Genomic DNA, 22,473 nt, shown 5'->3' with positions numbered 1-22,473 from the left:
ACCAACGTGCCCCAATTCAGGAGACGTGGTCCAACAACGCAGCAATGATTCGAGCATTGGCAGCAGGGAAGGGATAGTCGGACAAGGACTCCGGACGCACCCAGCGCACCTGCTGGCTCGCAAGCGGCTGGGGTTCGCCCTTTTGCCACTGGCAGAGATGCACCACAAACCGCAGTTTTTTGTGGCTGTAGGCATGGTCAAGGCTGATCAGCTCCTCTCCCACAGACACTTCAATCGCCAATTCTTCCTGCAATTCGCGAGCGATGGTCTGAACAATGGCCTCGCCAGGCTCCTGCTTCCCGCCTGGAAATTCCCATAGCCCGCCCAACAACCCCTCATTCAGGCGTTGATCAATCAACACCTCTCCGGCTTCATTCAGCACCACTCCCACACCAATCACTTGAAAGGGCACAGCTCGAGGGGTGTCTTTCACGGGGTAACGCTCCACATCGCCAGCAGCGTAAGCAGCGCAATGCATCTGCCAAGGACAGCACCCGCAATTCGGTGAACGGGGAGTGCAAACCGTGGCACCGAGGTCCATCAGGGCCTGATTGAGATCACGAGCACGGCCAGGCGCAGCCGCAACAAGAGCCTCACTCCATTGCCAACACAAGGCTTGATCACGCGCAGGAGGTTTGGGATGAGCTTGAAGCCGAGCCAAGACCCGGCGCACATTGCCATCAAGAATCGCCAGCGGGCTGTTGAAGGCAGACGAGAGGATGCCCCCCGCGGTGGTGCGGCCAATCCCAGGGAGGAGCAGCCAACCATCCAGATCCATTGGCCAAGCGGACAGCGTCGTGCTTGAGGCAGGAGCGATCTGACCCATCAGTTGCTTGGCTCCTGCCAGAAGACGGCGGGCTCGCGAGTAGTAACCAAGCCCCTGCCAAAGCAGCAACACATCGTGTTCTCGCGCCTCAGCCAGTCGCTCCAGCGTGGGGAAAACCTCCATCCAGCGCTCCCAGTACGGCAACACCACCTGCAACTGGGTTTGCTGCAACATCACCTCGGCAATCCAAATGCCGAAGGGCGACAACACGTCGTCAGGCTGTGGCCAGGCTCGATCCACAGTGAACATCCATGGTTTCTGCTCAGGATCCCTGCGACCATGCATCTCCCACCAGGACAACAAGGGGCCGCTCAGTTCAGGTGTCAAAGCACCGAGTTCCCGCGTTGATCAGCGCACAGGATCTCAGGGCAAGCAGAAAGCATCCGCCCATATTTACTTCGGCGATCTGCGCACCATCCAAGCTGAATGAGAGTGCAAGGCGTCATCGTGGTCAATAACAGGTATGGTCCGCGCAACTCATCAGTTGCATTGTGCGGGCCCCCCTTGTTGTTGGACTGACTCTCACCGTTGCCCTTGCAGCATGCGGGCAGAGCAAGACATCCGGCACGACCTTTTTATCCATCAACACCGCAACAATCTCCCAGGGCAGCTTCAAACCCAGCATCAAAGCGATTAGCCCGCTTGAATCCACCACCAACGTGACGCTCAGCCCTGAAACAGATGGCCGAGTGATCAAGAAACTTGTCAAAGAAGGAGATCAAGTTCAAGCAGGTCAGGTGATTCTTGTGCTCGACAACACGCAACAGAGCGCCCAGCTCGACGCCTCTAAATCACAAGCTCGCTATGACAAAGTTAATGCTGAAAGATACCAATTTCTTTATGAACAAGGAGCCGCATCAGCGAAACGTCGTGATGCCTACGCAACAAAAGCGATCACATCAAGAGATCAAGCCATCGCCGATAAGGCCAACCTTAACTATAAGTTTGTGCGCTCTCCAATCAATGGTGTGATCGGTGACTTAGACACCGTAAAGATCGGTGATTACGTCAAAACCGGGGATGTCATTACAGGAATTGTGGACAACTCCACTCTCTGGACCTTGATGGAAATTCCAGCATCGCAGGGATCCCAGGTCAAAGTGGGGCAACCTGTGCAGCTTGCATCTCAATCCACCCCACCGGTTACTGGTGAAGGAACAATCACCTTTGTATCGCCTTACTATTCGATTCCAAAAGCCGGCAATCCTCCAAACACGTTAATGGTGAAGGCGGTGTTCCCCAACCTCACCGGACAATTAAAAACAGGTCAATATGTTGCCTCCGAAATCATTACCGGATCGAGTGAGCAGTTAGCGGTACCGGTGCAGGCCGTGATGATGCAAGCGCAGCAGCCGTTCGTTTATGAAGTCGTACCCATCAGCAAGGCGCTACCGACCATCAAACGCTCACCTAATACAACAGCCAAAGCGTTGAAAAAACTGGAAAAGCTCCCAGGCAACACCCCGATCGTGCTGCAAACGAAGGTGCAACTTGGGGATCTGCAAAACAACCTCTATCCGGTGATCTCCGGACTCAAAGCCGGGGCCAAAGTGGCGATTAGCAACACAAGTCGGCTGCGCAGTGGCATGCCTGTGAACGTTTCAGCAGGAGCCAACTAAGCCGATGGCTTTCTCCGACAATTTCATCAAGCGACCGGTCCTGACCACGGTCTGCAGCATTTTAATTGTGCTCGTCGGGCTGATCTCGATCCCGATTCTGCCCATTGCCAACCTGCCAAACATTGCCAATCCTCTGATCCTGGTCAGTGCAACCTATGGAGGCGCCAATGCGGAGGTCACCGAGCAAGCGGTGACCAATCCCTTGGAGCAACAGATCAATGGCGTTCCCGGAGTGAGCTACATCTCCTCGAACACCGACATGACGGGCAACAGCACCATCAATGTCTATTTCGACCAAACAACAGACATTGATATCGCTCAGGTGAATGTTCAGAACCGCGTGTCTCTGGCCAATCCCCAACTCCCAGACCAGGTGAAAGAAACAGGGGTCTCCGTAACGCAAAGCAACCCCTCCATCCTTCTTGCCTATGAGATCAGTTCCAGCGAAGGGCAATTTGATGCTGCTTTTTTAAACGGACTCGTCTACGAACAGCTCTATTACCCGCTTTCGCGGGTGGAAGGCGTTGCCAACGTCACGATCTGGGGAGGTGCCAATCCTGCCTTCTGGCTGTTTGTTGATCCAAGCAGACTTGCCGCCAACAAACTCACATCTGAAGACGTACTGAATGCAGTTCAGTCTCAAAACAGCGTGGCTGTTGGTGGCCTTGTTGGAGGGCCTCCAGCCTCAGGCGACCAGGCCTACACCTATCCGATTGTGGTGGAGAACAACGGCAATCTGATCTCCATTGATGACTTCAACAACCTGATCCTCAGCCGCTCGCCCTCCGGCAATCTGCTCAAACTGAAGGATGTCGGCGAAGTCCGATACGGCAGCAACTCGTACTCAATACAGGTCGTTGATAAAAACGAAACGGAAGCGCTCACGATTGCTGTTTTCCAAACTCCTTCGAGCAATGCTCTCGATGTATCAGAAGGCGTTATTGATCAAATCAACCAGTTCAAAAGCACAGTGCCTCCTGGCGTCACGATTAATCAGATTTATGACATCGGCCAGTTCATCGAATCCTCCGTTAATGGCGTCATCGACGCGCTCGGACTGGCGATCGTATTGGTCTTAATCATCCTGTTTCTTTTTCTCCAGAACTGGCGCGCCACCGTAGTGCCCAGCCTGGCGATTCCGATTTCTCTGGTGGGAACATTCGCCTTCCTCAACGTCTTCGGGTTTTCGATCAATCAACTCACATTGCTGGGCCTTGTGCTGGCTACAGGCCTTGTTGTGGATGACGCCATCGTTGTGATCGAAGCGGTCTCCACCAACATCGACCAAGGAATGAAGCCTCGCGAAGCAGCACTCGCTTGCATGGGCGAGCTCTTCGGCGCGCTGCTTGCCACCGCCCTCGTATTGATGGCGGTCTTTGTTCCCGTTGCCTTTTATCCAGGTGGGATCGGGATCATCTACAAACAGTTCGCACTCACGATCGCCTTTTCGGTTGCCATCTCTGCATTTAATGCGCTCACGTTTTCACCGATGCTCTCGGGTTTGATCCTTTCTCAGAAAAAACCACCGGAAGCGAAGGGTCGCAGTTGGATTGTGGTGGGCGTAATCGTGGGCTTGGCCTTTGGCCGCTTCAGTGCTGCTTCCTTTGGCAACTGGACTTACATCGCCGGCATCGTGATCGGTGCCCTCGCTGGATCCAACCTGCCGCTGATCTTCAAGGTGTTCAACCGCAATTTCGAGCGTCTTGAAAACACCTACTCCAGGCTTCTCAAACGGATGATCCAAGCCCGCCGGATCGTGCTGGCTGGATTGGTTGTAGGCATCGTGGCGACAGGCTTCGCTTTCACGACCCTGCCAACAGCCTTCATCCCCGATGAAGACCAAGGCTATGGAGTGGGAATTTTTCAACTTCAAAATGGGGCTTCCCTGGTGGAAACCAAAAAGCTTGGCAACCAAATCGCCAAGGTTCTCAGTGAAGAAGACGATGTCGCCAATGCCTCAATCATCAACGGCTATGGCTTCAATGGCTCCAGTCCCGATCAAGGTGTCTTTTTCTTTGGCCTCCAGCCCTTGGAAGAACGCAAAGGCGCGGAACACAGTTCCGATGCCATCGTCAAACGGCTGAATGCCAAGTTGATCGCATTAAGCGACGGCCTCGCTCGGGCTTCAAGCCCACCAGCGGTGCCTGGCTTCTCCGCCCAAGGAGGGTTCTACTTCCAATTCAACGACCTCAGCAACGGTGCCTACAGCTTCAACGAACTCTCCGATTTGGCGGGCCAACTGATCAAGACGGCTGATGCAAGCGGAGACTTTTCCAGCGTCTACACGCAGTTCACCCCAAGCGCTCCAGCGATCGGCCTCAACCTCAATCGCGAGGTGATGGGGGCTCTCAACGTCGACTTCAAAGAGGCGATGGACACGATTTCTGCGCTAGCTGGCAGTAGCTACTCCGGACTCACCTACGAGAGCGGCCAAGTCCGCAGCATCTACGTGCAGGGAACGCCAAATCAACGGGAAGCTATCGATGACATCCTTAGTTATTACGTTCGATCAAACGATGGCGAACTAGTCCAGGTGTCGCAATTTGCTGAAGCCGAGCTCAGCAGTGCTCCGCCCGTGATCAGCCACTACAACTTGAGCCGCACCGTGCTGATTCAGGGCGCGGAAGCGATCGGAAAAAGCAGCGGTCAGGCCCTGAGCAAAATCCAGCAATTGTTTAAAGCTGAGACTTACACCAACATTGGTTCTGCCTTTACCGGTTTGGCAGCGCTGCAGCTCTCCGCGGGGAACGCGAGCATCCTGGTGTTTGGACTTGGGGTGCTGATTGTGTATCTCGTGCTCTCAGCCCAATACGAGAGTTACATCACACCGGTCATCATCCTGGCAACGGTGCCGCTGGCCATGCTTGGTGCCCTCGCCTTTCTTGCGATTCGCTCCATCGATTTGAACATCTATGCACAAATTGGCCTAGTTACCTTGATCGGTTTAGCGGCCAAGAATGGAATTTTGATCGTGGAAGTCGCCGAACAAAAACTTAAGGAGGGGAAAAGTAGCGTGATCGCCGTGATCGAATCAGCCGAATCGCGGCTTCGTCCCATCCTGATGACAGCAACGGCCGCGCTTGCCGGTTTCTTGCCTCTCGTGGTCGCCAACGGTGCAGGAGCGAGTGCACAACAATCTCTTGGAACGGTCATTTTTGGTGGATTAATCGTTGCCACCGTTCTCTCCATAGGGGTTGTTCCCCCTGTTTATGTGCTGGTCAAGGACCTTGAAAGCAGGCTCATGTCACCCAGCAGATGAACGCTCCTTTGGCTCCAATCCAGGCGTTTTGGACTTGGAAATCCCATGAAATTGGCTGGTCCGTCATGGGGGATCAAACGGCACCAACTGCGGTGCTACTGATTCATGGCTTCGGAGCGAATACCAATCATTGGCGCTTCAACCAACCCGTCCTCGCCGAGCAAGTTCCCACCTATGCGATCGATCTTCTGGGTTTCGGCTGCAGTGATCAGCCACAAGCACAGCTCAAAGATGAACCCAGCACCAACAAATCAGTTCAATATTGTTTTGATCTATGGGCCCAACAAGTTGTCGATTTTTGCATCAACGTGATTGATCGACCTGTGGTGCTTGTTGGCAACTCAATCGGTGGTGTTGTAGCACTAAGAGCGGCACAACTTTTAAAAGAACAAAGCAAGAGGATTCCCTGTGAGGGAGTGGTGCTGATCGACTGCGCGCAGCGGCTGATGGATGACAAACAATTGGCAACGCAACCAGCCTGGATGGCTTGGATCCGCCCTCTCCTCAAAACCCTGGTCAGTCAGCGCTGGCTGAGTACAGCACTATTCCGCAATGCGGCGCGGCCAGCATTAATTAGGAGCGTGCTCAAACAGGCCTACCCCAGTGGATACAACGTGGATGATGACTTGGTTGCCCTTCTCTTAGGACCAAGCCAACGCAATGGTGCTGCAGAAGCATTTCGCGGCTTTATCAACCTCTTCGATGATCACTTGGCTCCGGATTTACTCCAAGCTTTGTCCGTGCCCGTTCATCTGATTTGGGGGGAAGCCGATCCCTGGGAACCCGTTAAGGAAGCCAAAAACTGGCAAGAACAATTTGATTGCATTCAATCACTCTTTGTGATTCCTCGTGCAGGACATTGCCCACACGACGAATCCCCAAAGGCTGTTAACGAACGTTTATTGCTGATCCTCAATCAGCAGGCAACATAGGCCTCAACCTGATCACTCAGACGACGCAAACCAGCTAAGCCATCACGCTCGAGATTGCGCACGCGATCACGGCTGATACCAATGATGCGACCAATACCCGTGAGGCTCATCGGCTCCTCTCCGTCCATCCCGTAGCGCATCCGCAACACTCTTCCCTGCAATTCAGGCAGCTGGCTCAGCAGATCGCGCAGATCTCCTTTCAAGCATTCGCCTTCCACCTGTTCTGACGGCAGCTCACCATCGCCGGCCAACAATTCCAGTAGTTCGGTGTCATCACCGTCGCCCACCTTCATCTCCAAACTCACAGGCTGGCGCGCCCGGCACATCAGATCCTTTACCTCCTCTTCTGGAAGTTCCACAAACGAGGCCAATTCCGATACCGATGGGGTGCGGCCCAGTTCTTGGCTTAATTCCCGTTGGCCTTTCTTGAGCTTGTTCAACATCTCGGTGATGTGAATCGGCAAGCGGATTGTTCGGCTCTTCTCCGCAATCGCTCGCGTGATGCCCTGACGAATCCACCAATACGCATAGGTGCTGAACTTGTAGCCCCGGGTGGGATCAAATTTCTCCACACCACGCACCAAACCAATCGTTCCCTCCTGGATTAAGTCCAGCAGCTCCATATTCCGCTTGGTGTATTTCTTGGCGACGCTCACCACCAACCTCAAGTTGGCAGCCACCATCCGCTCCTTGGCGCGGCGGCCTGCCTGCAGCTTGCGCTTTAGTTGCGGGGCACTCACACCAGCCGCTTTAGCGACCTCTTCTCTTGCGACTTCTTCCCCGCCGCGTTGGTCCTTGATCTCAGCTTCTAGCGCCTCGAGATCCATCAGCTCTTGAACCTGACGGCCCAGCGTGATCTCCTGTTGATGGCTCAACAACGGCACGCGGCCGATGTCTCGCAAGTACGAACGAACTAAATCGACTTCAGCGCCAGAGGCGCGACCAGTGGAGGCAGATGCGGGGCGGGAAGCAACAGCAGCAGCAGGAGCCATGACGCTTCATTGAGTTGTGTAAAGAGTAACCCTAAGAAACGTAAACGAACTCTCAGAAAGCGAAAGAAGTGGCTAGATGAGTAGAAATACTCGTGGTCTCGAGCAGCTGGGGCGCATGCAGCAGCAACCACTCCGCCGTTTTCAGATAGATGAACACGCCCGCCACGTCTGTAGCGGTGGTGATAAAAGGCGCTGACATCAGGGCTGGATCGAGGCCCATGCGGTTAAACAGCAAGGGCAACGCAGCACCCGCCGTGGCGGCCAAGGTGGTAATCGCAAGCAAACTGATCCCGACCGCCATCCCTACAAGTGGGCCGTCGCCACGCCACCAAGCAAATGGCACCACAACAAAAAGCATCAGCACGCCCAATAGAGCGCCGGCGAGCGACTCTCTGACAACAGCACGCCAGGGGCCCAAAGGTTGGATGCGCTGGGTGCTCAATCCACGAATCACCACCGTGGAACTCTGCGCACCCACATTTCCACCAGTGCCAATCAACAAAGGAATGAATGCGGCAAGCATCACAACCTCACGCAGCACGGCATCGTTCATCGCGATCACCTGGGTGGTGAAGCCATTGGCAACCACCAACACCGAAAGCCACACCACGCGGCGGCGCGCAACGGTGAACAGATTGCTCTGGAAGTAGTCATCCTCATCACCAGCCTCCACCGCACCAGCGGCATAAAGGTCACGGGTGGCTTCCTGCTCGATCACGTCGATCACGTCGTCCACCGTGACGATCCCAACCAGACGACGTTCCCGGTCCACAACAGGCACAGCAAGAAAGTCGTAGCGCTGAATCGCACGGGCCACCTCCTCCTGATCGGTATCGGTGCCAACGCTCACAACCTCTCGCGTCATCACATCACCAATGCAATCGCTGGGGTCGGCCGTGACCAAATCACGCAAAGACAAGATGCCGGTGAGATGGCGCTGCCCATCTGTTACATAGAGGCTGTAAATCGTTTCGGTTTCTCTTGCGCGCCGGCGAACGATCGTGAGAGCTTGTGCAGCACTATGAAATTCCTTGAGATCGATGTATTCCGTTGTCATCAAACGGCCAGCCGTTTCGGGGGCATAACCGAGTAACTGTGCGGTCACCCGCCGCTCGGAAGGACTGAGCTCCACCAAAAGACGGCGCACCACTTTGGCCGGGAGTTCATCGAGCAGGCGCACCCGGTCATCGGGCGACATCTCTTCCACAAGCTCCAACACTTCACTGGAGCGCAGCCGTTCCAACAAGCTTTGCTGAATGGCTGGCTCAAGGTATTCGTACACCTCTATCGCTTCGTCCTTGCCGAGCAAGCGAAAGGCAAGGGCCTGAAGGGTTCGCGGAAGGCAACCCACCGCTTCCGCCACATCCACAGGCTGAACCGGCGCCAAGAGCAACTTGACTCCGTCGTAATTGCCAACCGCCAACATCGATTCCAATTGCTGAGCAACAACCTCAGCGACCAGATCATTCGTGACGCTCACACCGCTGCGGCCGTGGGCTTCTTCCATGCTCTCCGCCCGGCCCCTTCCAGTGTAAGTGGGGCGGTCGCCGGTTATCGTCAGCGCCGATTGCACTTCCAATAGTTATGGCCCCCAACATCAGCAGCGTGTCCGTCAACACCCCCGACGGCGCCAACAAATCACTCGGCTCTTACTCAGGCAAGGTGCTGTTAATCGTGAACGTGGCTAGCCGCTGCGGCTTCACGCGTCAGTACAGCGGTTTGCAAGCGCTACAAGACAGCTACGGAGCTCAAGGCCTTCAGGTTTTGGGCTTCCCCTGCAACGACTTTGGCGGTCAGGAGCCCGGCTCTTTGGAGGAGATCAAAAGCTTCTGTTCCACCACCTACAACGCCAGCTTTGAGCTGTTCGACAAAGTGCATGCCACTGGAAGCACCACGGAGCCTTACACCACCCTCAACACAACAGAGCCTTCCGGCGATGTGGCTTGGAACTTTGAGAAGTTCCTCGTGGGCAAAGACGGCACGGTGATCGCACGCTTCAAAAGCGGCGTTGAGCCCGACTCCGACGAGCTGAAGACTGCAATTGAGTCTGCTCTTAACGCTTAACCAAGCTCCGGCCCACGACAACACCCAGGGCTGCGGCACCCAGCCCCAGCCCCAGGGTGAGGCCGATTAACCCCAAGGCAGCCAGCCAGTCGCCTTGAGCGATGAAGGTCACGCAGTCCACCATCCAGCTGCTGAATGTGGTGAGCGAACCACAAAAACCAATCCCAACCAGCAACTGACGTTTCGGACGGAGGGGAAGACCCACCAACCAGCCCAAAACGAACGCGCCGAGCACGTTCACAATCACGTTGTTGTCATGCAGATGGGACCCTATTTGCCAACGCATCACAGCGCCAGGAACAGCACCAAGCGCCACAAGAGCCAATTCGCTCAGGTCTTGACGAAGGGTGAACTGGTTTGCAGTGGAAGAAGACTGCGGCATCAAGCGATCCCCTCGGCCAAGCCAAGCCCGTAGCCCAAACCAGCCGCAACCAAGCCACCCAGGATCGAGCCCACGCTTAGGAGCAGCGATTCACGCCAATTCCTTTGCTTCAGGGTGTTGAGCAACTCAACGGCAAACGTAGAAAACGTACTGAGGCTGCCGAAAAAACCAACAGCCACAAGCAACGTCAGCCCCGTAAGAGCTTGAGATGTTGAGCAGGGATCATTGCCTTGCAGGCCTAAAACCAGACCGAGGGCAAAGGCGGCAACGAGATTGACTGCAAAGGTTCCCCAATGCTTGCGGGGAACCATCGGCTCGAAGTGATTCACGATCCGCAGCCGAAGCCAGGCGCCAGGAATGGCACCAATCCCTACCAGCACGACCTGACCAGCCGTGAAGGAATCAGCCATTCACCCAACCACGCACAGACTGAAAGCTCGCTGGAAAGCCCTGGCCTGAAGACACCTGCACTTGAATCCAGTCGCGGCCATCGTCTCCACGCCAATGACGCAACATCTGGAGTGGAGTGCCTAACTCCAACCGGCGTAGGGCAGGGGCCTCAACCAGCGGGCTGGAGCGCAAGACACAGCACTCACCACTGAGCAATGGGCTTTTGCCCTCCTGCCTGCGCAAGGGGGGAAGCCGCCGCTGAGCACCACCAGCGGGAAGTGCCGCCGGCGCCATCAAGGCCACGCCAAGAAGCCAGCCCCAACGCAACACAACCCCGGTTGACATCCGCATCAGATGTCTAGAGACGCCATGTCCAAATCGGCGCTGTGGGTTTCGATAAATTCCCGCCGTGGCGCCACTTTGTCGCCCATCAGGATCGTGAAGATGCGATCCGCCTCCAGCGCATCCTGCACTTCCACCCGTTTCATCATGCGCGTAGAGGGATCCATGGTGGTTTCCCACAACTGCTTGGGCATCATTTCACCGAGACCCTTAAATCGCTGAATGTTGTAGTTGGCTTTCTCGCCAAATCCAGCCAAGGTTTTTTGCAATTGCTGCTCGTTGTAGCAATAGGTGTGATTTTTTCCGCGCTCAACCTTGTAAAGCGGCGGACAAGCGATGTAGATATATCCACCTTCAACCAATTCTTTCTGATAGCGATAGAAGAAGGTAAGAATCAGCGTCCGAATGTGCGCACCATCCACGTCCGCATCCGTCATGATCACCACACGGTGATAACGGAGATTTTTAACATTGAAATCCTCTCCTTTAATCCCCAAGCCAAGGGCCGTAATCAGCGCTTGGATCTCAGTGTTTTTATAAATCTTGGCGTCGTCGGTTTTCTCGATGTTGAGAATTTTTCCGCGCAAAGGAAGAATCGCTTGAAAACGACGATCGCGTCCTTGCTTGGCGGAGCCTCCAGCGGAGTCTCCCTCCACGATATAGATCTCAGATTCTGAGGGATCTCTGGTGCTGCAATCAGCCAATTTGCCCGGCAATGTTGAACTTTCCAGCACGCTTTTGCGGCGCACCAACTCGCGCGCCCGGCGAGCTGCTTCGGCAGCATTAAAGGCCTGGATCGCCTTCTCCAGGATCATGTCGATCACCCCTGGATTGAACTCCAGGTATTGGCTGAGTGATTCTCCAACCAAGTTGTCAACAATGCCGCGAACCTCGGTATTACCAAGCTTCGTTTTTGTTTGACCTTCAAATTCCGGCTCAGGAACTTTCACCGAAAGCACGGCGGTAAGGCCTTCGCGAATGTTTTCGCCCGCCAAATTTGAATCAGCCTCCTTGCGTTTGCCTCGTTTCTTCGCAAACGTATTAAGGGTACGGGTCAAAACCGTTTTCAAGCCTTCAATATGAGTGCCACCATCCACCGTGCGGATGTTGTTAGCAAAGCCAAGAATGCTGTCGGAATATGCATCAACGCACCACTGCAATGCCGCTTCCACGGTCACGCCATCTTTTTCAGCGTTCACATAGATAATTTCTGGATGCAGAGGATCCTTCTCCGCATTCATATAGGCAACGTATTCCTTAATGCCACCTTCGTAGAAATACAGCTCCTCGCGCGGCTGGCCCTCTTTATCCCGGGCAGCCTCTCGCTCATCGCGGAACACGATGCGCACACCACCATTCAGATAAGCCAGCTCTCGCAAACGGGCGGAAAGCGTGGAGTAATCAAACTCAATTCCAACCGTGAAAATCTGATGATCCGGCTTAAAGCAAACGCTGGTGCCAGTAAGCCCATTCTCCTCCGCAGGCTGCGGCTCTGAAGCAAGGCTGCCGATCGCAGCACCGCGTTCAAAGCGCTGGCGATGCACCTGGCCTTGACGGCGAACGGTGACTTCCACCCACTCACTTAGGGCGTTCACGACGGAAACACCAACGCCGTGCAAACCACCCGAAACCTTGTAGCCACCAGCTCCAAACTTGCCGCCAGCGTGCAACACCGTGAGCACGGTTTCCAGGGCGCTTTTGCCCGTGCGGGGATGCACATCCGTAGGGATGCCTCGGCCGTTATCACTTACAAACGCGGAGCCGTCTTCTCCGAGAACAACCGTGATCTCGTTGCAATGCCCAGCGAGGGCCTCATCCACGGCATTGTCCACCACCTCATAAACGAGATGGTGGAGGCCACGAGGCCCTGTTGTACCGATGTACATCCCCGGGCGCTTGCGCACCGGTTCGAGTCCTTCAAGGACTTGAATCTGTTCGGCACCGTAGGCGGCTTGAACTTTTGAGGCTTCGCTCATGCGCTCGTCGTCGGCCCAGCCTTTTTCATCTACAACTTACCACCGGTATCCCAGAGGCGCTCGTAGAACCCTCTGACGCGTCATTTTTAAAGGGGATGCACCCCATCGTTTCTTCGATGAATCAGATCAGCCCTGAATTTGGGACCACAACCAATGCAGAGACTCCGCTTGTGGTGGCACTGGTGGGGCCAACGGCGAGCGGTAAAACCGCGCTCGCGCTTGAGCTCGCTGAGCACTTCCAGCTGGAGATCCTCAACATCGATTCTCGCCAGCTCTACCGAGAGATGGATATCGGCACAGCCAAACCCACGGCCGAACAACAACAGCGCGTGACCCATCACCTCCTAGACCTGCGCTCCCCTGACCAACCGATCACGCTTCAGGAGTTTCAACAGGAAGCCGCTGCTGCCGTGAGCAAGGTGCTTCAGGATCGAGGTGTGGCCTTTCTGGCCGGAGGCAGCGGCCTTTATCTCAAGGCCCTCACCCAAGGACTGCATCCTCCCGCCGTACCTCCTCATGCTGAGCTACGCCGCCAACTCAAAGCCCTTGGCCAAGCCAACTGTCACCAACTGCTCCAACAGTCCGATCCCCAAGCAGCAGCCAAGATCGCTCCAGCAGATGCGGTTCGCACCCAACGCGCTTTAGAGGTGCTGTACGCCAGCGGCAAACCGATGAGTGAACAACAGTCGGCGAACCCGCCGCCCTGGCGCGTGCTGGAGATCGGACTCAATCCCGAGGAGCTGCGCTCACGCATCGCTCAACGCACCCAGCAGATTTATCGGGAGGGGTTGGTCGCAGAAACACAGCAGCTGAGCCAGCGCTATGGATCCGACCTCCCCATGCTGAAAACGATCGGCTACGGCGAAGCGCTCGAGGTGCTTCAGGGAGAGCGAAGCGAAGCGGAGGCCATCGCCACCACCACCAGGCGCACCCAGCAGTTCGCCAAGCGGCAACGCACCTGGTTTCGTCGCCAACACAACCCCCACTGGCTCACAAGTCAGGATGCCCTGAGCGAAGCAATAAGCCTGATAGAGGCGTGTCTACACTGAATAACAATCTCTGCTGAGCACCGCTTTCAATCAGCAGCCCTTCACCACACTGAATGCCCCCACGTCCTCGCTTTGATCGTCGCGCCCCCGTCCGGGAGCTCCCCAACATCAATGACCGCATCAGCTACCCACAGCTCAGGGTTGTTGACGCAGACGGAGAGCAGCTCGGGGTAATCGATCGAGAAAAAGCACTAGAAGTTGCGCGTGACCGCGAGCTCGATCTCGTGTTGGTGAGCGAGAAAGCCGATCCGCCCGTGTGCCGGATCATGGATTACGGCAAATTCAAATTCGAGCAAGAAAAGAAAGCCAAAGAAGCCAAGAAGAAGTCGCATCAGACCGAAGTCAAAGAGGTCAAGATGCGTTACAAAATCGATTCTCACGATTACGACGTTCGCATTGGTCAAGCGCAGCGCTTCCTTAAAGCCGGCGACAAAGTGAAATGCACGGTGATTTTCCGAGGCCGGGAAATCCAGCACACCGCCTTGGCTGAAGTGTTGCTGCGCCGAATGGCGAAGGATCTGGAAGAGCCCGCCGAAGTGCAACAGCCTCCAAAGCGGGAAGGCCGCAACATGATCATGTTCCTCACACCCCGTAAAGCACCGCTTTTGAAGAAAGACAAGGAAGACGGCGTTGGTAATAACGCGGTGCGCACGATTCCTTCACCGGCGCGTCGGATCATCCCTCAAGACTGATCTGCTTCCAGAAGCAGCCTCCTGCGCTGAGAGCAGAGCTCCAAGCTGGAGTCAGCTCCACCAGGGTGGCGGCGACTAGAGCGGCATGCCCTGGAGCATGCCGCAACCAATCGATCGAGACTTGGACATCCGAAGAGATCTCCTCGGTGCTCGTGGCCTCCTTATGGCGGCGACCTTCGCGAGTGGAATCGGGGTGTTAGCCCAACACCAGCTCTGGGGCCGTGCGCGCAAACAACGGCATCGCTAAGGCCGAAACCCACCCATTGAGACCAAAAATCTCAGGACGCACAGGAGGAAGAAGAGAAGGAGTAGGCATCAGCACGTGAAGATAAGCCGCTGGATCGGGGCAAGGATCCGCTCAGCAATTGTCACCAAGCCGTCCAGTCCTTAAGGTGGCCACATCAATCCGGTCCACCGGCGTGCGATTCCACATCCAACAGGAAAGCGATATACCGGCATCGACCCAGCTGTACAACCAGATCTGTTTCGCTATCGCCGCCCGGCACTACCCGCCTGGCCATCGTCTTCCGAGTACGAGACAACTGGCGATGCAAACCGGGTTGCATCGCAACACGATCAGCAAGGTGTACCGCCAGCTCGAAACCGATGGGGTGGTGGAAGCGATGGCAGGTTCTGGGATCTACGTCCGCGATCAACAGAAGCCAAGAGAAATCCGCACGCCGCCCCATATCCGCAATCGTGGCGTCACCGATCTCGATCGAGAGGTGCGCAAATGCGTGGACGGCCTGCTCAATGCTGGTTGCACCCTGCAACAAACCCGAGAACTGCTCACGCGTGAAATCGATTGGCGCCTGCGCTGCGGCGCCCGGGTGCTCGTGAGCACCCCGCGAGAAGACATTGGCGCTTCGATGCTGATCGCCGAAGAACTCGAACCCAACATCAATGTGCCCGTGGAAGTAGTGCCGATGGAAGAGCTCGAGAGCGTGCTCGAGAACGCGAGCAATGGAACGGTGGTCACCAGCAGGTACTTCCTCCAACCCATCGAAGAACTCGCCAAAAAACACGGTGTGCGCGCTGTTGCCGTGGATCTCAATGACTTCAAAGCGGAGTTGGGGATGCTCAAAGAGCTCCGCCAAGGCAGCTGCGTTGGCCTGGTGAGCATCAGTCCTGGCATCCTGCGCGCCGCAGAGGTGATCCTGCACAGCATGCGCGGCAATGACCTGCTGCTGATGACCGCCACCCCAGACATCGGCAGCCGGCTGCTGGCCCTTCTGCGCGCCTCTAGCCACGTTCTCTGTGATCGCCCCAGCATGCCGCTGGTGGAGCAAAGCCTGCGTCAAAACCGCTCCCAACTGATGCGCATGCCCCAAGTGCACTGCGCCGAGAGCTACCTCAGTGGTGACACGATCGAGCTCCTCCGCAAGGAAATCGGTCTGGTCAGCCACTGATCAGTCCCTGATTCGCCGCGATAAGGGTTACCCGCACGAGATGATGCACGCATTAGCAACAGGTCCGAATCAAGGCCATGCTTGATCAAATTCGGGCTGACTTTGCGATCATCCGCGAACGGGATCCTGCAGCGCGCGGGCCTCTCGAGATCCTGCTCTGCTATCCAGGCTTTCAAGCGATCAGCCTGCACAGGCTGAGTCATCGTCTCTGGCGCTCGCGCCTGCCCCTGAAATTGCCGGCAAGGCTGCTCAGCCAGCTGGGACGTGGGATCACCGGGATCGAGATCCATCCAGGCGCGACGATCGGCCGAAGCGTGTTCATCGATCACGGCATGGGAGTGGTGATTGGTGAAACCAGCGAAATTGGCGATCGCTGCCTGCTCTATCAAGGCGTAACCCTCGGCGGTACGGGCAAAGACAGCGGCAAGCGTCACCCAACCCTCGCCAACGATGTTGTGGTGGGAGCCGGCGCCAAGGTGCTGGGGGCTATTGAGGTGGGTGCCAACACCAGAATCGGCGCTGGATCCGTGGTGGTGCGCAGTGTGGAACAGAACTGCACCGTGGTGGGCATCCCTGGGCGGGTGATTCACCAGAGCGGAGTGCGAATCAATCCCTTGGCGCACTCGGCATTACCGGATGCGGAAGCAAATGTGATCCGCAACCTGATGGAGCGAATTGATCAACTAGAAAATCAGGTGAGCGAATTGCAGAGCTCCCTAAACGCGGTGACCGCCGGGAGCCCTATTCGTGAAAGGCGTGCAGGCCAATCCCAAAACCTGAAGGATCGGGAAATCCTTGAGTTTTTGGGGGACTAACTCTGCAGGGGTTAGTTAGGCCGACGTGGTCTGGGCCGCTGCAGGGGGAGCGGGCTGGAACATAAACATCGAATAGATCACATTACGGCGCATATTCGTCATCATCTCCAGGAACATATCGTAGCCCTCATTTTTATATTCAATCAGCGGATCTTTTTGGCCATATCCGCGCAATCCCACCGATTCACGCAGGGCATCCATGGCCTGTAAGTGTTCGCGCCAGAGAGTATCGATTTGTTGAAGAATGAAGAAACGCTCCGCTTCCCGCATCAGCCCAGGGCGCAACTCCTCGATTTGGCCTTCCTTGAGGTCGTAGGCGTTGCGTAGCTGTTCTTGCAAGAAAGCCTTGAGATCATCCATCGAGAGGCCCTGGAGTTGATCGGGCTGGAGATCTTCGAGCAGGTAAACAAACTCTTTCACCTTGCTCACAAGTTGCGTTACGTCCCATTCCTCTGGGGGAAGGTCTGGGTTCACATAGGCCTCCACGATCTCATTCATGGTGCGCTCGCCATAACCAATCACCTGCTTTTTCAACTCACGGCCATCAAGAACGCGGCGACGCTCGGTGTAGACGGCTCTGCGTTGATTGTTCATCACCTCGTCGTACTCAAACACCTGCTTACGGATGTCGTAGTAGTACGTCTCCACCTTCTTCTGAGCACCCTCAAGCGAACGCGTAAGCATCCCCGATTCAATCGGCATGTCTTCCTCCACTCGGAAGGCATTCATCAAGCCAGCCACACGCTCACCGCCAAAAATGCGTAACAGATTGTCCCCAAGCGACAAAAAGAACCGGGTGCTGCCAGGGTCACCCTGACGGCCAGCACGGCCGCGCAGCTGGTTATCCACTCGGCGTGATTCATGGCGTTCAGTGCCAATCACGTGGAGACCTCCGGCCTCACGGACGCCAGATTCTTCCTGTTTCACCACGGCGTCGTATTCGCCTTTCACCTGGGCGATGGCGTCACGCAACTGGGCAATCTCAGGATCCTCTGTGGGGGCTTTTTCTGCTGCTGTGGCGATGCGATCTTCCAGCTCGATCACACTGAGAGCGCGATCACCCCAAGCCTTCACAAGCTGCTTGGCCAGCTCAACAAGGGCTTGATCGGTGTCTTCTGTGAGCTGACATGGATAAAGATTGCCAATCGCCTTGGCTTCACTAGGAGCGCTGCCCTGAGGGCCACTCGCCGGGGCCGATTCAGTGAAACCGCCGCCGCCCTCAACAGTGCGCTGAAGCGGTAAAGGAGGCCGGTGGCCATCTTCCGGCCGCACCAGCCGGGGCAGCAATACTTCGCGGAGTTTGAGGCGAGCCATGTAATCGCTGTTGCCGCCAAGGATGATGTCGGTGCCACGGCCCGCCATGTTCGTGGCAATGGTCACAGAGCCAGCCCGTCCGGCCTGAGCAACGATTTCTGCCTCCCTCTCCACGTTTTCCGGTTTGGCATTGAGCAGGTTGTGGGGGATGTTTTCCTCCGCAAGCAAGGCACTAAGCAGCTCACTTTTCTCCACACTGGTGGTGCCCACCAAAACGGGCCGGCCTTGCTTGTGCACCTCAGCGGTTTCCTTTGCCACTGCACGCCATTTCGCCGTTTCGGTTTTGTACACCTGATCCACCCAGTCTTGGCGGGCGCGCACCCGGTTCGTCGGCACGATGGCGGTTTGCAAGGAGTAGGTCTTTTCGAATTCCACTTCCTCTGTTTTGGCCGTACCGGTCATCCCGGCCAAACGGGGATAGAGCAGAAAGAAATTCTGATATGTAATCGACGCCAAGGTTTGCGTTTCTGGCTGAATCGCCAAGCCCTCTTTGGCCTCAATCGCCTGGTGCTGTCCATCACTCCAACGCCTGCCTGGCATCACCCGGCCCGTGAACTCATCCACGATCACCGCCTCACCATCGCGAACGATGTAGTTCACATCACGCACAAACAGCTCTTTGGCCTTGAGGGCGTTGGTGATGTAATGCGCCCAAGGATCCTGTGGGTTGTAGAGATCTTCCACACCAATTAAGGCCTCCGCCTTGGCGAATCCCTCATCAGTGAGTGTGGAACTGCGCTGCTTTTCATCCACCTCGTAATCACCTTCAGGGTCGATGCCGTCTTTGCCCATTTCGGCGGCCCGCTCCAGGGCATTCGCCACCTCTACGGCCTTCTCATATTTCTCTTGAGGGCGTTCCACCTGCCCGGAAATGATCAAAGGCGTGCGTGCTTCATCAATCAGGATGGAGTCGACTTCGTCGATCACGCAAAACTGAAACTCGCGCTGCACCACCTCATTGATGTCAGCAGCCATGTTGTCGCGCAGATAATCAAATCCAAGCTCTGAATTTGTGGCATAGGTGATATCGCAGCCGTAATTAATCCGGCGTTCAGCCGGCGACATGTCCTGCTGAATCAAGCCCACCGAAAGACCGAGGAAGCGATGCACCTGACCCATCCATTCCGCATCGCGGCGCGCCAAATAGTCGTTCACTGTGACCACGTGCACGCCACGGCCGGTAAGCGCATTGAGATAGCTGGGGAGGGTGGCCACAAGCGTTTTGCCCTCACCGGTTTTCATCTCGGCGATCTGGCCCTCGTGCAGCACCATGCCACCGATCATTTGCACATCGAAATGGCGCATGCCCAGCACCCGCTTGCCGGCTTCACGGACCACCGCGAAGGCCTCTGGCAACAAGTCGTCCAAGACGGGTCTTTGTTTATCTAACGACCCAGCAGCCCCTAAGCGCTGGCGAAACTCAGCCGTGCGACGGCGCAGGTCGTCGTCGCTGAGCGGCGCAATCTCCTCCTCGAGCAGATTGATGTCTGAAACGATCGGCTGATAACGCTTCAGCTTGCGGGCGTTGGGGTCACCCAGCAGGAGCTTGAGCATGGAAATCGCCAAATCGACTGCGCAACAGCCTACTGAGGCCCACTGGATGGCATGGCAATAACGAGGAGAAATTCAGGCTGTGTAATCGCTCGATCCTCACCATCAGGAGAAAAGCGAATCAAGAACTTGCAACCAAACCTTGCGAGCAAACAAATTTAGATATCTGTCCCGCGCTTCAAGGCTTAGCGCCTTTCGTAGTGCGGGCGACGTCGCCAACTGATGGAGAACCAACGACAACTCTTCAGGCTGTTGGGACCAAGGCAATCCAGACAGCTGTCCCACCCAGCCCATCCCAGAGCGCTTGTTTTGAAAAGCGAGTGACGGAATCCCTGCCGCCATTGCCTCTAACTGCACGATCCCGAAGGCTTCTGTGGAGCGATCCGAAGGGAGCACCAAAACGTCTGCAAGGGCGAGTTCAGCCAACTTCTCCGCCTCATCTAAACGGCCCAGAAAAGTCACAGCAGAGCTCGCGCCAAACAACGTCGTAGTGAGCTCTTCAAAGGCACGCCGGCGTGGGCCATCTCCGACGACTGCTAAGGACCAAGGCTCCTTCAACAAGGCAAGAGCTTCCAACAACCAGTCCAAGCGCTTGTAACTATCAAGCCTGCCAATAAACAACACCCGCAAGGGCATTGCTTTTGCTGAACGCGAGGGCAACTCCAATAGCGCCTTTTCTTGCTCTGGATTCAGACAACAGGGCAGAACAGCCACACGAGCGGGCTGGCATCCACAACGAATCAACTCTTTCGCCAGTACGGGAGAGGTCGTAATGACTTTGGTTAGATGTGGGACGACACGAAGGGCCAGCCACTGATATGCAGCAAAAAGCCGATTCTTCGAGCCTGGCTCCGGAGCAACAAAGCAGTGCCAATGGGCGAACACTGGCCGACGGGGATGCAGAAGACGGGCTAGTAGCAAAACCAACAGCACCCCTGGCGATGGCAAATGCCCATAAAGAGGTCGGCGTGAGAGCAAGAGGCTCCAAAGCGCACGTGATGGCAAGGGAAGCAACAAACGGCCGAGGGGTGGACTGGCTGGCAACACCACACGGGGATAGGAAACCGGCAAGGCATCAAGCTCATCAGCGCTGCGAGATTGCGCATCAAAGCTGAACACCGTTGCACCCCACTCACTCGCTAATGCATGGGCCACCCGCTCCACGCCTCCATAGCCTGGAGGCCATTCGCGCATGAGTTGAGCAGGAGAGTCCATTATCCACCAACCTGATCATGAGCAAACAAACGACCAGGAACCGCAGCGTTCAAAAGATTGGATCGTTTCTATCCATCATCTCAGCCAGACACAGTTCGCTCGGTGCGAGGCCTTTGCCGATGATGGAGGTCTGATTAACCCTTCATGGCCCGCATCCGACTCGTGGAACATGCTCCCGGCGCCCCAGGCCTGCGCTGGTTTGGACTCGGCCCTGATCTCAAGCCGAGCCGCGGCCTGCTCAAGCTGCGTCGCTTGCTGCACAAACACGCGTTTTGGGCGCAAGAGCGCAACACAGCAGATCTCAAACGGATGCTGGCCGGCAGCACGGTTGTCGTGAGCCTTTGGCGCGGCAAGCGGATGGTGGGGTTCGGACGGGCCACCAGCGATGGAATCCACCGCGCCGTGCTTTGGGATGTGGTCGTTGCCGGAGACCTTCAAGGCCGCGGACTCGGGCGACGTGTGGTGGAGGCCCTACTCAGCGCCAAGGCGATTCGCAACGCTGAGCGGGTGTATCTAATGACCACCAACAGCTCTGGGTTCTACCAACAAATGGGGTTTGAACTAGCTAGCCCTCAGCAATTGCTCATTCGCAACCAATAAATCAGAAAAATCAAAAAAAAACTGGATTTCAAACCTCTTTGAAGACCGAAGACTTTCAACAAAGGTGTGCTTAAAAGGTTGGCTGCTCGCTGAAAGCCCGCCTAAACGAAAAGCGGATGAAGAGATTCGAACTCTCGACCCTCTCCTTGGCAAGGAGATGCTCTACCACTGAGCTACATCCGCAAAGCCGTGTTGAACGCTGGGTTCGCTACGACCTGGGCAGCATGCAACACAAAGGGGCCGTTGGTCAATGCCCCGGCAAGGCCTTCATCAAGGAAGCCATCTCTAAAGCCTCCAAGCCATAGCTCCAGCCGAGATTGCTCTTGATCCCGGCACGCTCCAGGGCCTGCTGCATCGTGTCGGTGGTCAACACCCCAAAGATCACGGGCACGCCCGTGTCACGCGCCACAGCGGCAATTCCCTTACTGGCTTCCGCGACCACCACATCGAAATGGGGGGTGTCACCGCGAATCACTGCACCCAGGGTGATCACCACCTGGTAGCGCCCACTACGGGCAAGATTTTGGGACACCACAGGCAGCTCAAACGACCCCGGCACCCAGGCCACATCGAGCTGGGCACTCTCAGCAGTCGTATCCACGCCGTGGCGGGACAGGCAATCCAAGCAACCGCTCAGCAGCTTTGCCGTCACCAAATCGTTGAAACGGGCCACCACAACGGCGATACGAACCTGGCCTAAATCAGTGAAACGTCCTTCAAACGTGGCCATGAAAAGGCAGGGGCAAGTAAGACCATGCTCCCATCAAGGCGTAACCCGGTCTGAAGTGGACTTCAGACCACGAAGTAGCTCACGCCCCAATTGAGCAGCACCAGCGCTACCCAGGCGATCCCACCCAGCAGGATCAAGCGGTTGGAACGTCCGCTGTCCTCATTCGAGGCATACAGCACAGGAACCGCCACGATGAGGGCAAACGACATCACCACCAGGGCCAGCACGGTGAGGGTGTTGAGGATCTGCATGGAGTTTTGTCGACGCCAGGGCGGTGCGAAAGATTCTCACATGCACCTGGAGCCCTGGCCCACCT

20 protein-coding genes and 1 tRNA gene are annotated in these 22,473 nt (G+C 56.1%); 9 read left to right on the top strand and 12 right to left on the bottom strand.

The window, feature by feature from the left end; all coding sequences use genetic code 11:
- Positions 1–16: 16 nt before the first annotated feature.
- A complete protein-coding gene (gene mutT / locus SynPROS91_RS00500; protein ID WP_186519262.1) occupies positions 17–1,111 on the bottom strand; it encodes an 8-oxo-dGTP diphosphatase MutT in 1,095 nt (364 codons plus the stop codon).
- A 206-nt stretch (positions 1,112–1,317) separates the two neighbouring features.
- On the opposite strand from mutT, the gene SynPROS91_RS00495 reads away from it, so the two are divergent.
- The 3 genes from SynPROS91_RS00495 to SynPROS91_RS00485 are packed head-to-tail and all read left to right on the top strand — an operon-like array spanning position 1,318 to position 6,636.
- On the top strand, positions 1,318–2,445 hold the full coding sequence (locus tag SynPROS91_RS00495) for an efflux RND transporter periplasmic adaptor subunit (RefSeq protein ID WP_186517455.1): 1,128 nt from the start codon (positions 1,318–1,320) through the stop codon (positions 2,443–2,445).
- Positions 2,446–2,449: 4 nt separating this feature from the next.
- The gene (locus tag SynPROS91_RS00490; RefSeq protein WP_186517454.1) at positions 2,450–5,704 is read left to right on the top strand and encodes an efflux RND transporter permease subunit; all 3,255 of its coding nucleotides are present in this window, start codon (positions 2,450–2,452) and stop codon (positions 5,702–5,704) included.
- On the top strand, positions 5,701–6,636 hold the full coding sequence (locus SynPROS91_RS00485) for an alpha/beta fold hydrolase (RefSeq protein ID WP_186517452.1): 936 nt from the start codon (positions 5,701–5,703) through the stop codon (positions 6,634–6,636). Before SynPROS91_RS00490 ends, SynPROS91_RS00485 begins: the two co-directional genes overlap by 4 nt.
- On the opposite strand, the gene SynPROS91_RS00480 is transcribed toward SynPROS91_RS00485, so the two are convergent.
- Entirely contained in the window at positions 6,621–7,628 is a 1,008-nt protein-coding gene (locus SynPROS91_RS00480; RefSeq protein WP_186517450.1) for an RpoD/SigA family RNA polymerase sigma factor, read from the bottom strand. The genes SynPROS91_RS00485 and SynPROS91_RS00480 overlap by 16 nt on opposite strands.
- A 52-nt stretch (positions 7,629–7,680) precedes the next feature.
- Entirely contained in the window at positions 7,681–9,135 is a 1,455-nt protein-coding gene (gene mgtE, locus SynPROS91_RS00475) for a magnesium transporter (RefSeq protein ID WP_186517448.1), read from the bottom strand.
- Between the two features lie 77 nt (positions 9,136–9,212).
- On the opposite strand from mgtE, the gene SynPROS91_RS00470 reads away from it, so the two are divergent.
- Positions 9,213–9,692 carry a glutathione peroxidase gene (locus SynPROS91_RS00470; protein ID WP_186517446.1) on the top strand — a complete coding sequence of 160 codons (480 nt, stop codon included), beginning with the start codon at positions 9,213–9,215 and terminating at the stop codon, positions 9,690–9,692.
- On the opposite strand, the gene SynPROS91_RS00465 is transcribed toward SynPROS91_RS00470, so the two are convergent.
- Genes SynPROS91_RS00465 through gyrB form a run of 4 tightly spaced genes read right to left on the bottom strand, consistent with a single transcriptional unit; the run spans position 9,682 to position 12,782 of the window.
- Positions 9,682–10,074, bottom strand: coding sequence for a CrcB family protein (locus SynPROS91_RS00465; RefSeq protein WP_186517444.1), 393 nt, complete (start codon positions 10,072–10,074; stop codon positions 9,682–9,684). The genes SynPROS91_RS00470 and SynPROS91_RS00465 overlap by 11 nt on opposite strands.
- Positions 10,074–10,484 carry a CrcB family protein gene (locus SynPROS91_RS00460; RefSeq protein ID WP_186517442.1) on the bottom strand — a complete coding sequence of 137 codons (411 nt, stop codon included), beginning with the start codon at positions 10,482–10,484 and terminating at the stop codon, positions 10,074–10,076. The genes SynPROS91_RS00465 and SynPROS91_RS00460 overlap by 1 nt, the downstream gene beginning before the upstream one ends.
- On the bottom strand, positions 10,477–10,815 hold the full coding sequence (locus SynPROS91_RS00455; RefSeq protein WP_186517440.1) for an SH3 domain-containing protein: 339 nt from the start codon (positions 10,813–10,815) through the stop codon (positions 10,477–10,479). Before SynPROS91_RS00455 ends, SynPROS91_RS00460 begins: the two co-directional genes overlap by 8 nt.
- Complete coding sequence (gene gyrB, locus SynPROS91_RS00450; RefSeq protein WP_186517438.1) at positions 10,815–12,782, bottom strand: DNA topoisomerase (ATP-hydrolyzing) subunit B; 1,968 nt, start codon at positions 12,780–12,782, stop codon at positions 10,815–10,817. Before gyrB ends, SynPROS91_RS00455 begins: the two co-directional genes overlap by 1 nt.
- A gap of 116 nt (positions 12,783–12,898) precedes the next feature.
- Between gyrB and miaA the strand changes: the two genes are divergently transcribed.
- The 4 genes from miaA to epsC all read left to right on the top strand — a co-directional run bounded on the left by miaA (position 12,899) and on the right by epsC (position 16,747).
- Positions 12,899–13,831: a tRNA (adenosine(37)-N6)-dimethylallyltransferase MiaA gene (gene miaA, locus SynPROS91_RS00445; protein WP_186517436.1), complete on the top strand. Its 933-nt coding sequence runs from the start codon at positions 12,899–12,901 to the stop codon at positions 13,829–13,831.
- 53 nt (positions 13,832–13,884) lie between these two features.
- Positions 13,885–14,523 (top strand): translation initiation factor IF-3, encoded by a 639-nt coding sequence (gene infC, locus SynPROS91_RS00440; protein ID WP_186517434.1) that lies wholly within the window; start codon positions 13,885–13,887, stop codon positions 14,521–14,523.
- A gap of 419 nt (positions 14,524–14,942) precedes the next feature.
- Positions 14,943–15,932 (top strand): GntR family transcriptional regulator, encoded by a 990-nt coding sequence (locus SynPROS91_RS00430; protein WP_038014178.1) that lies wholly within the window; start codon positions 14,943–14,945, stop codon positions 15,930–15,932.
- A 77-nt stretch (positions 15,933–16,009) separates the two neighbouring features.
- Entirely contained in the window at positions 16,010–16,747 is a 738-nt protein-coding gene (gene epsC / locus SynPROS91_RS00425; protein WP_186517432.1) for a serine O-acetyltransferase EpsC, read from the top strand.
- 15 nt (positions 16,748–16,762) lie between these two features.
- Here the strand turns inward: epsC and secA are convergent, their stop codons facing one another.
- Positions 16,763–19,615, bottom strand: coding sequence for a preprotein translocase subunit SecA (gene secA, locus SynPROS91_RS00420; RefSeq protein ID WP_186517430.1), 2,853 nt, complete (start codon positions 19,613–19,615; stop codon positions 16,763–16,765).
- Between the two features lie 102 nt (positions 19,616–19,717).
- Positions 19,718–20,827: a glycosyltransferase family 4 protein gene (locus SynPROS91_RS00415; RefSeq protein ID WP_255439836.1), complete on the bottom strand. Its 1,110-nt coding sequence runs from the start codon at positions 20,825–20,827 to the stop codon at positions 19,718–19,720.
- Between the two features lie 144 nt (positions 20,828–20,971).
- On the opposite strand from SynPROS91_RS00415, the gene SynPROS91_RS00410 reads away from it, so the two are divergent.
- Positions 20,972–21,427, top strand: a complete 456-nt coding sequence (locus tag SynPROS91_RS00410) for a GNAT family N-acetyltransferase (RefSeq protein WP_186517428.1) — start codon at positions 20,972–20,974, stop codon at positions 21,425–21,427.
- 111 nt (positions 21,428–21,538) lie between these two features.
- Here the strand turns inward: SynPROS91_RS00410 and SynPROS91_RS00405 are convergent.
- From SynPROS91_RS00405 to psbZ, 3 genes are all read right to left on the bottom strand, one after another.
- Positions 21,539–21,610, bottom strand: a tRNA-Gly gene (locus SynPROS91_RS00405).
- Between the two features lie 64 nt (positions 21,611–21,674).
- Positions 21,675–22,157, bottom strand: coding sequence for a 6,7-dimethyl-8-ribityllumazine synthase (gene ribH, locus SynPROS91_RS00400; protein WP_186517426.1), 483 nt, complete (start codon positions 22,155–22,157; stop codon positions 21,675–21,677).
- Positions 22,158–22,219: 62 nt separating this feature from the next.
- Positions 22,220–22,408, bottom strand: coding sequence for a photosystem II reaction center protein PsbZ (psbZ, locus tag SynPROS91_RS00395; protein WP_006855033.1), 189 nt, complete (start codon positions 22,406–22,408; stop codon positions 22,220–22,222).
- Positions 22,409–22,473: the final 65 nt, after the last annotated feature.

Origin of the sequence: Synechococcus sp. PROS-9-1, assembly GCF_014279775.1 — a bacterium.
In the GTDB taxonomy this organism is placed as follows: Bacteria; Cyanobacteriota; Cyanobacteriia; order PCC-6307; family Cyanobiaceae; genus Synechococcus_C.
The sequence above is the reverse complement of the archived record's forward strand: the minus strand, read 5'-3'. Positions and strand labels throughout refer to the sequence as shown.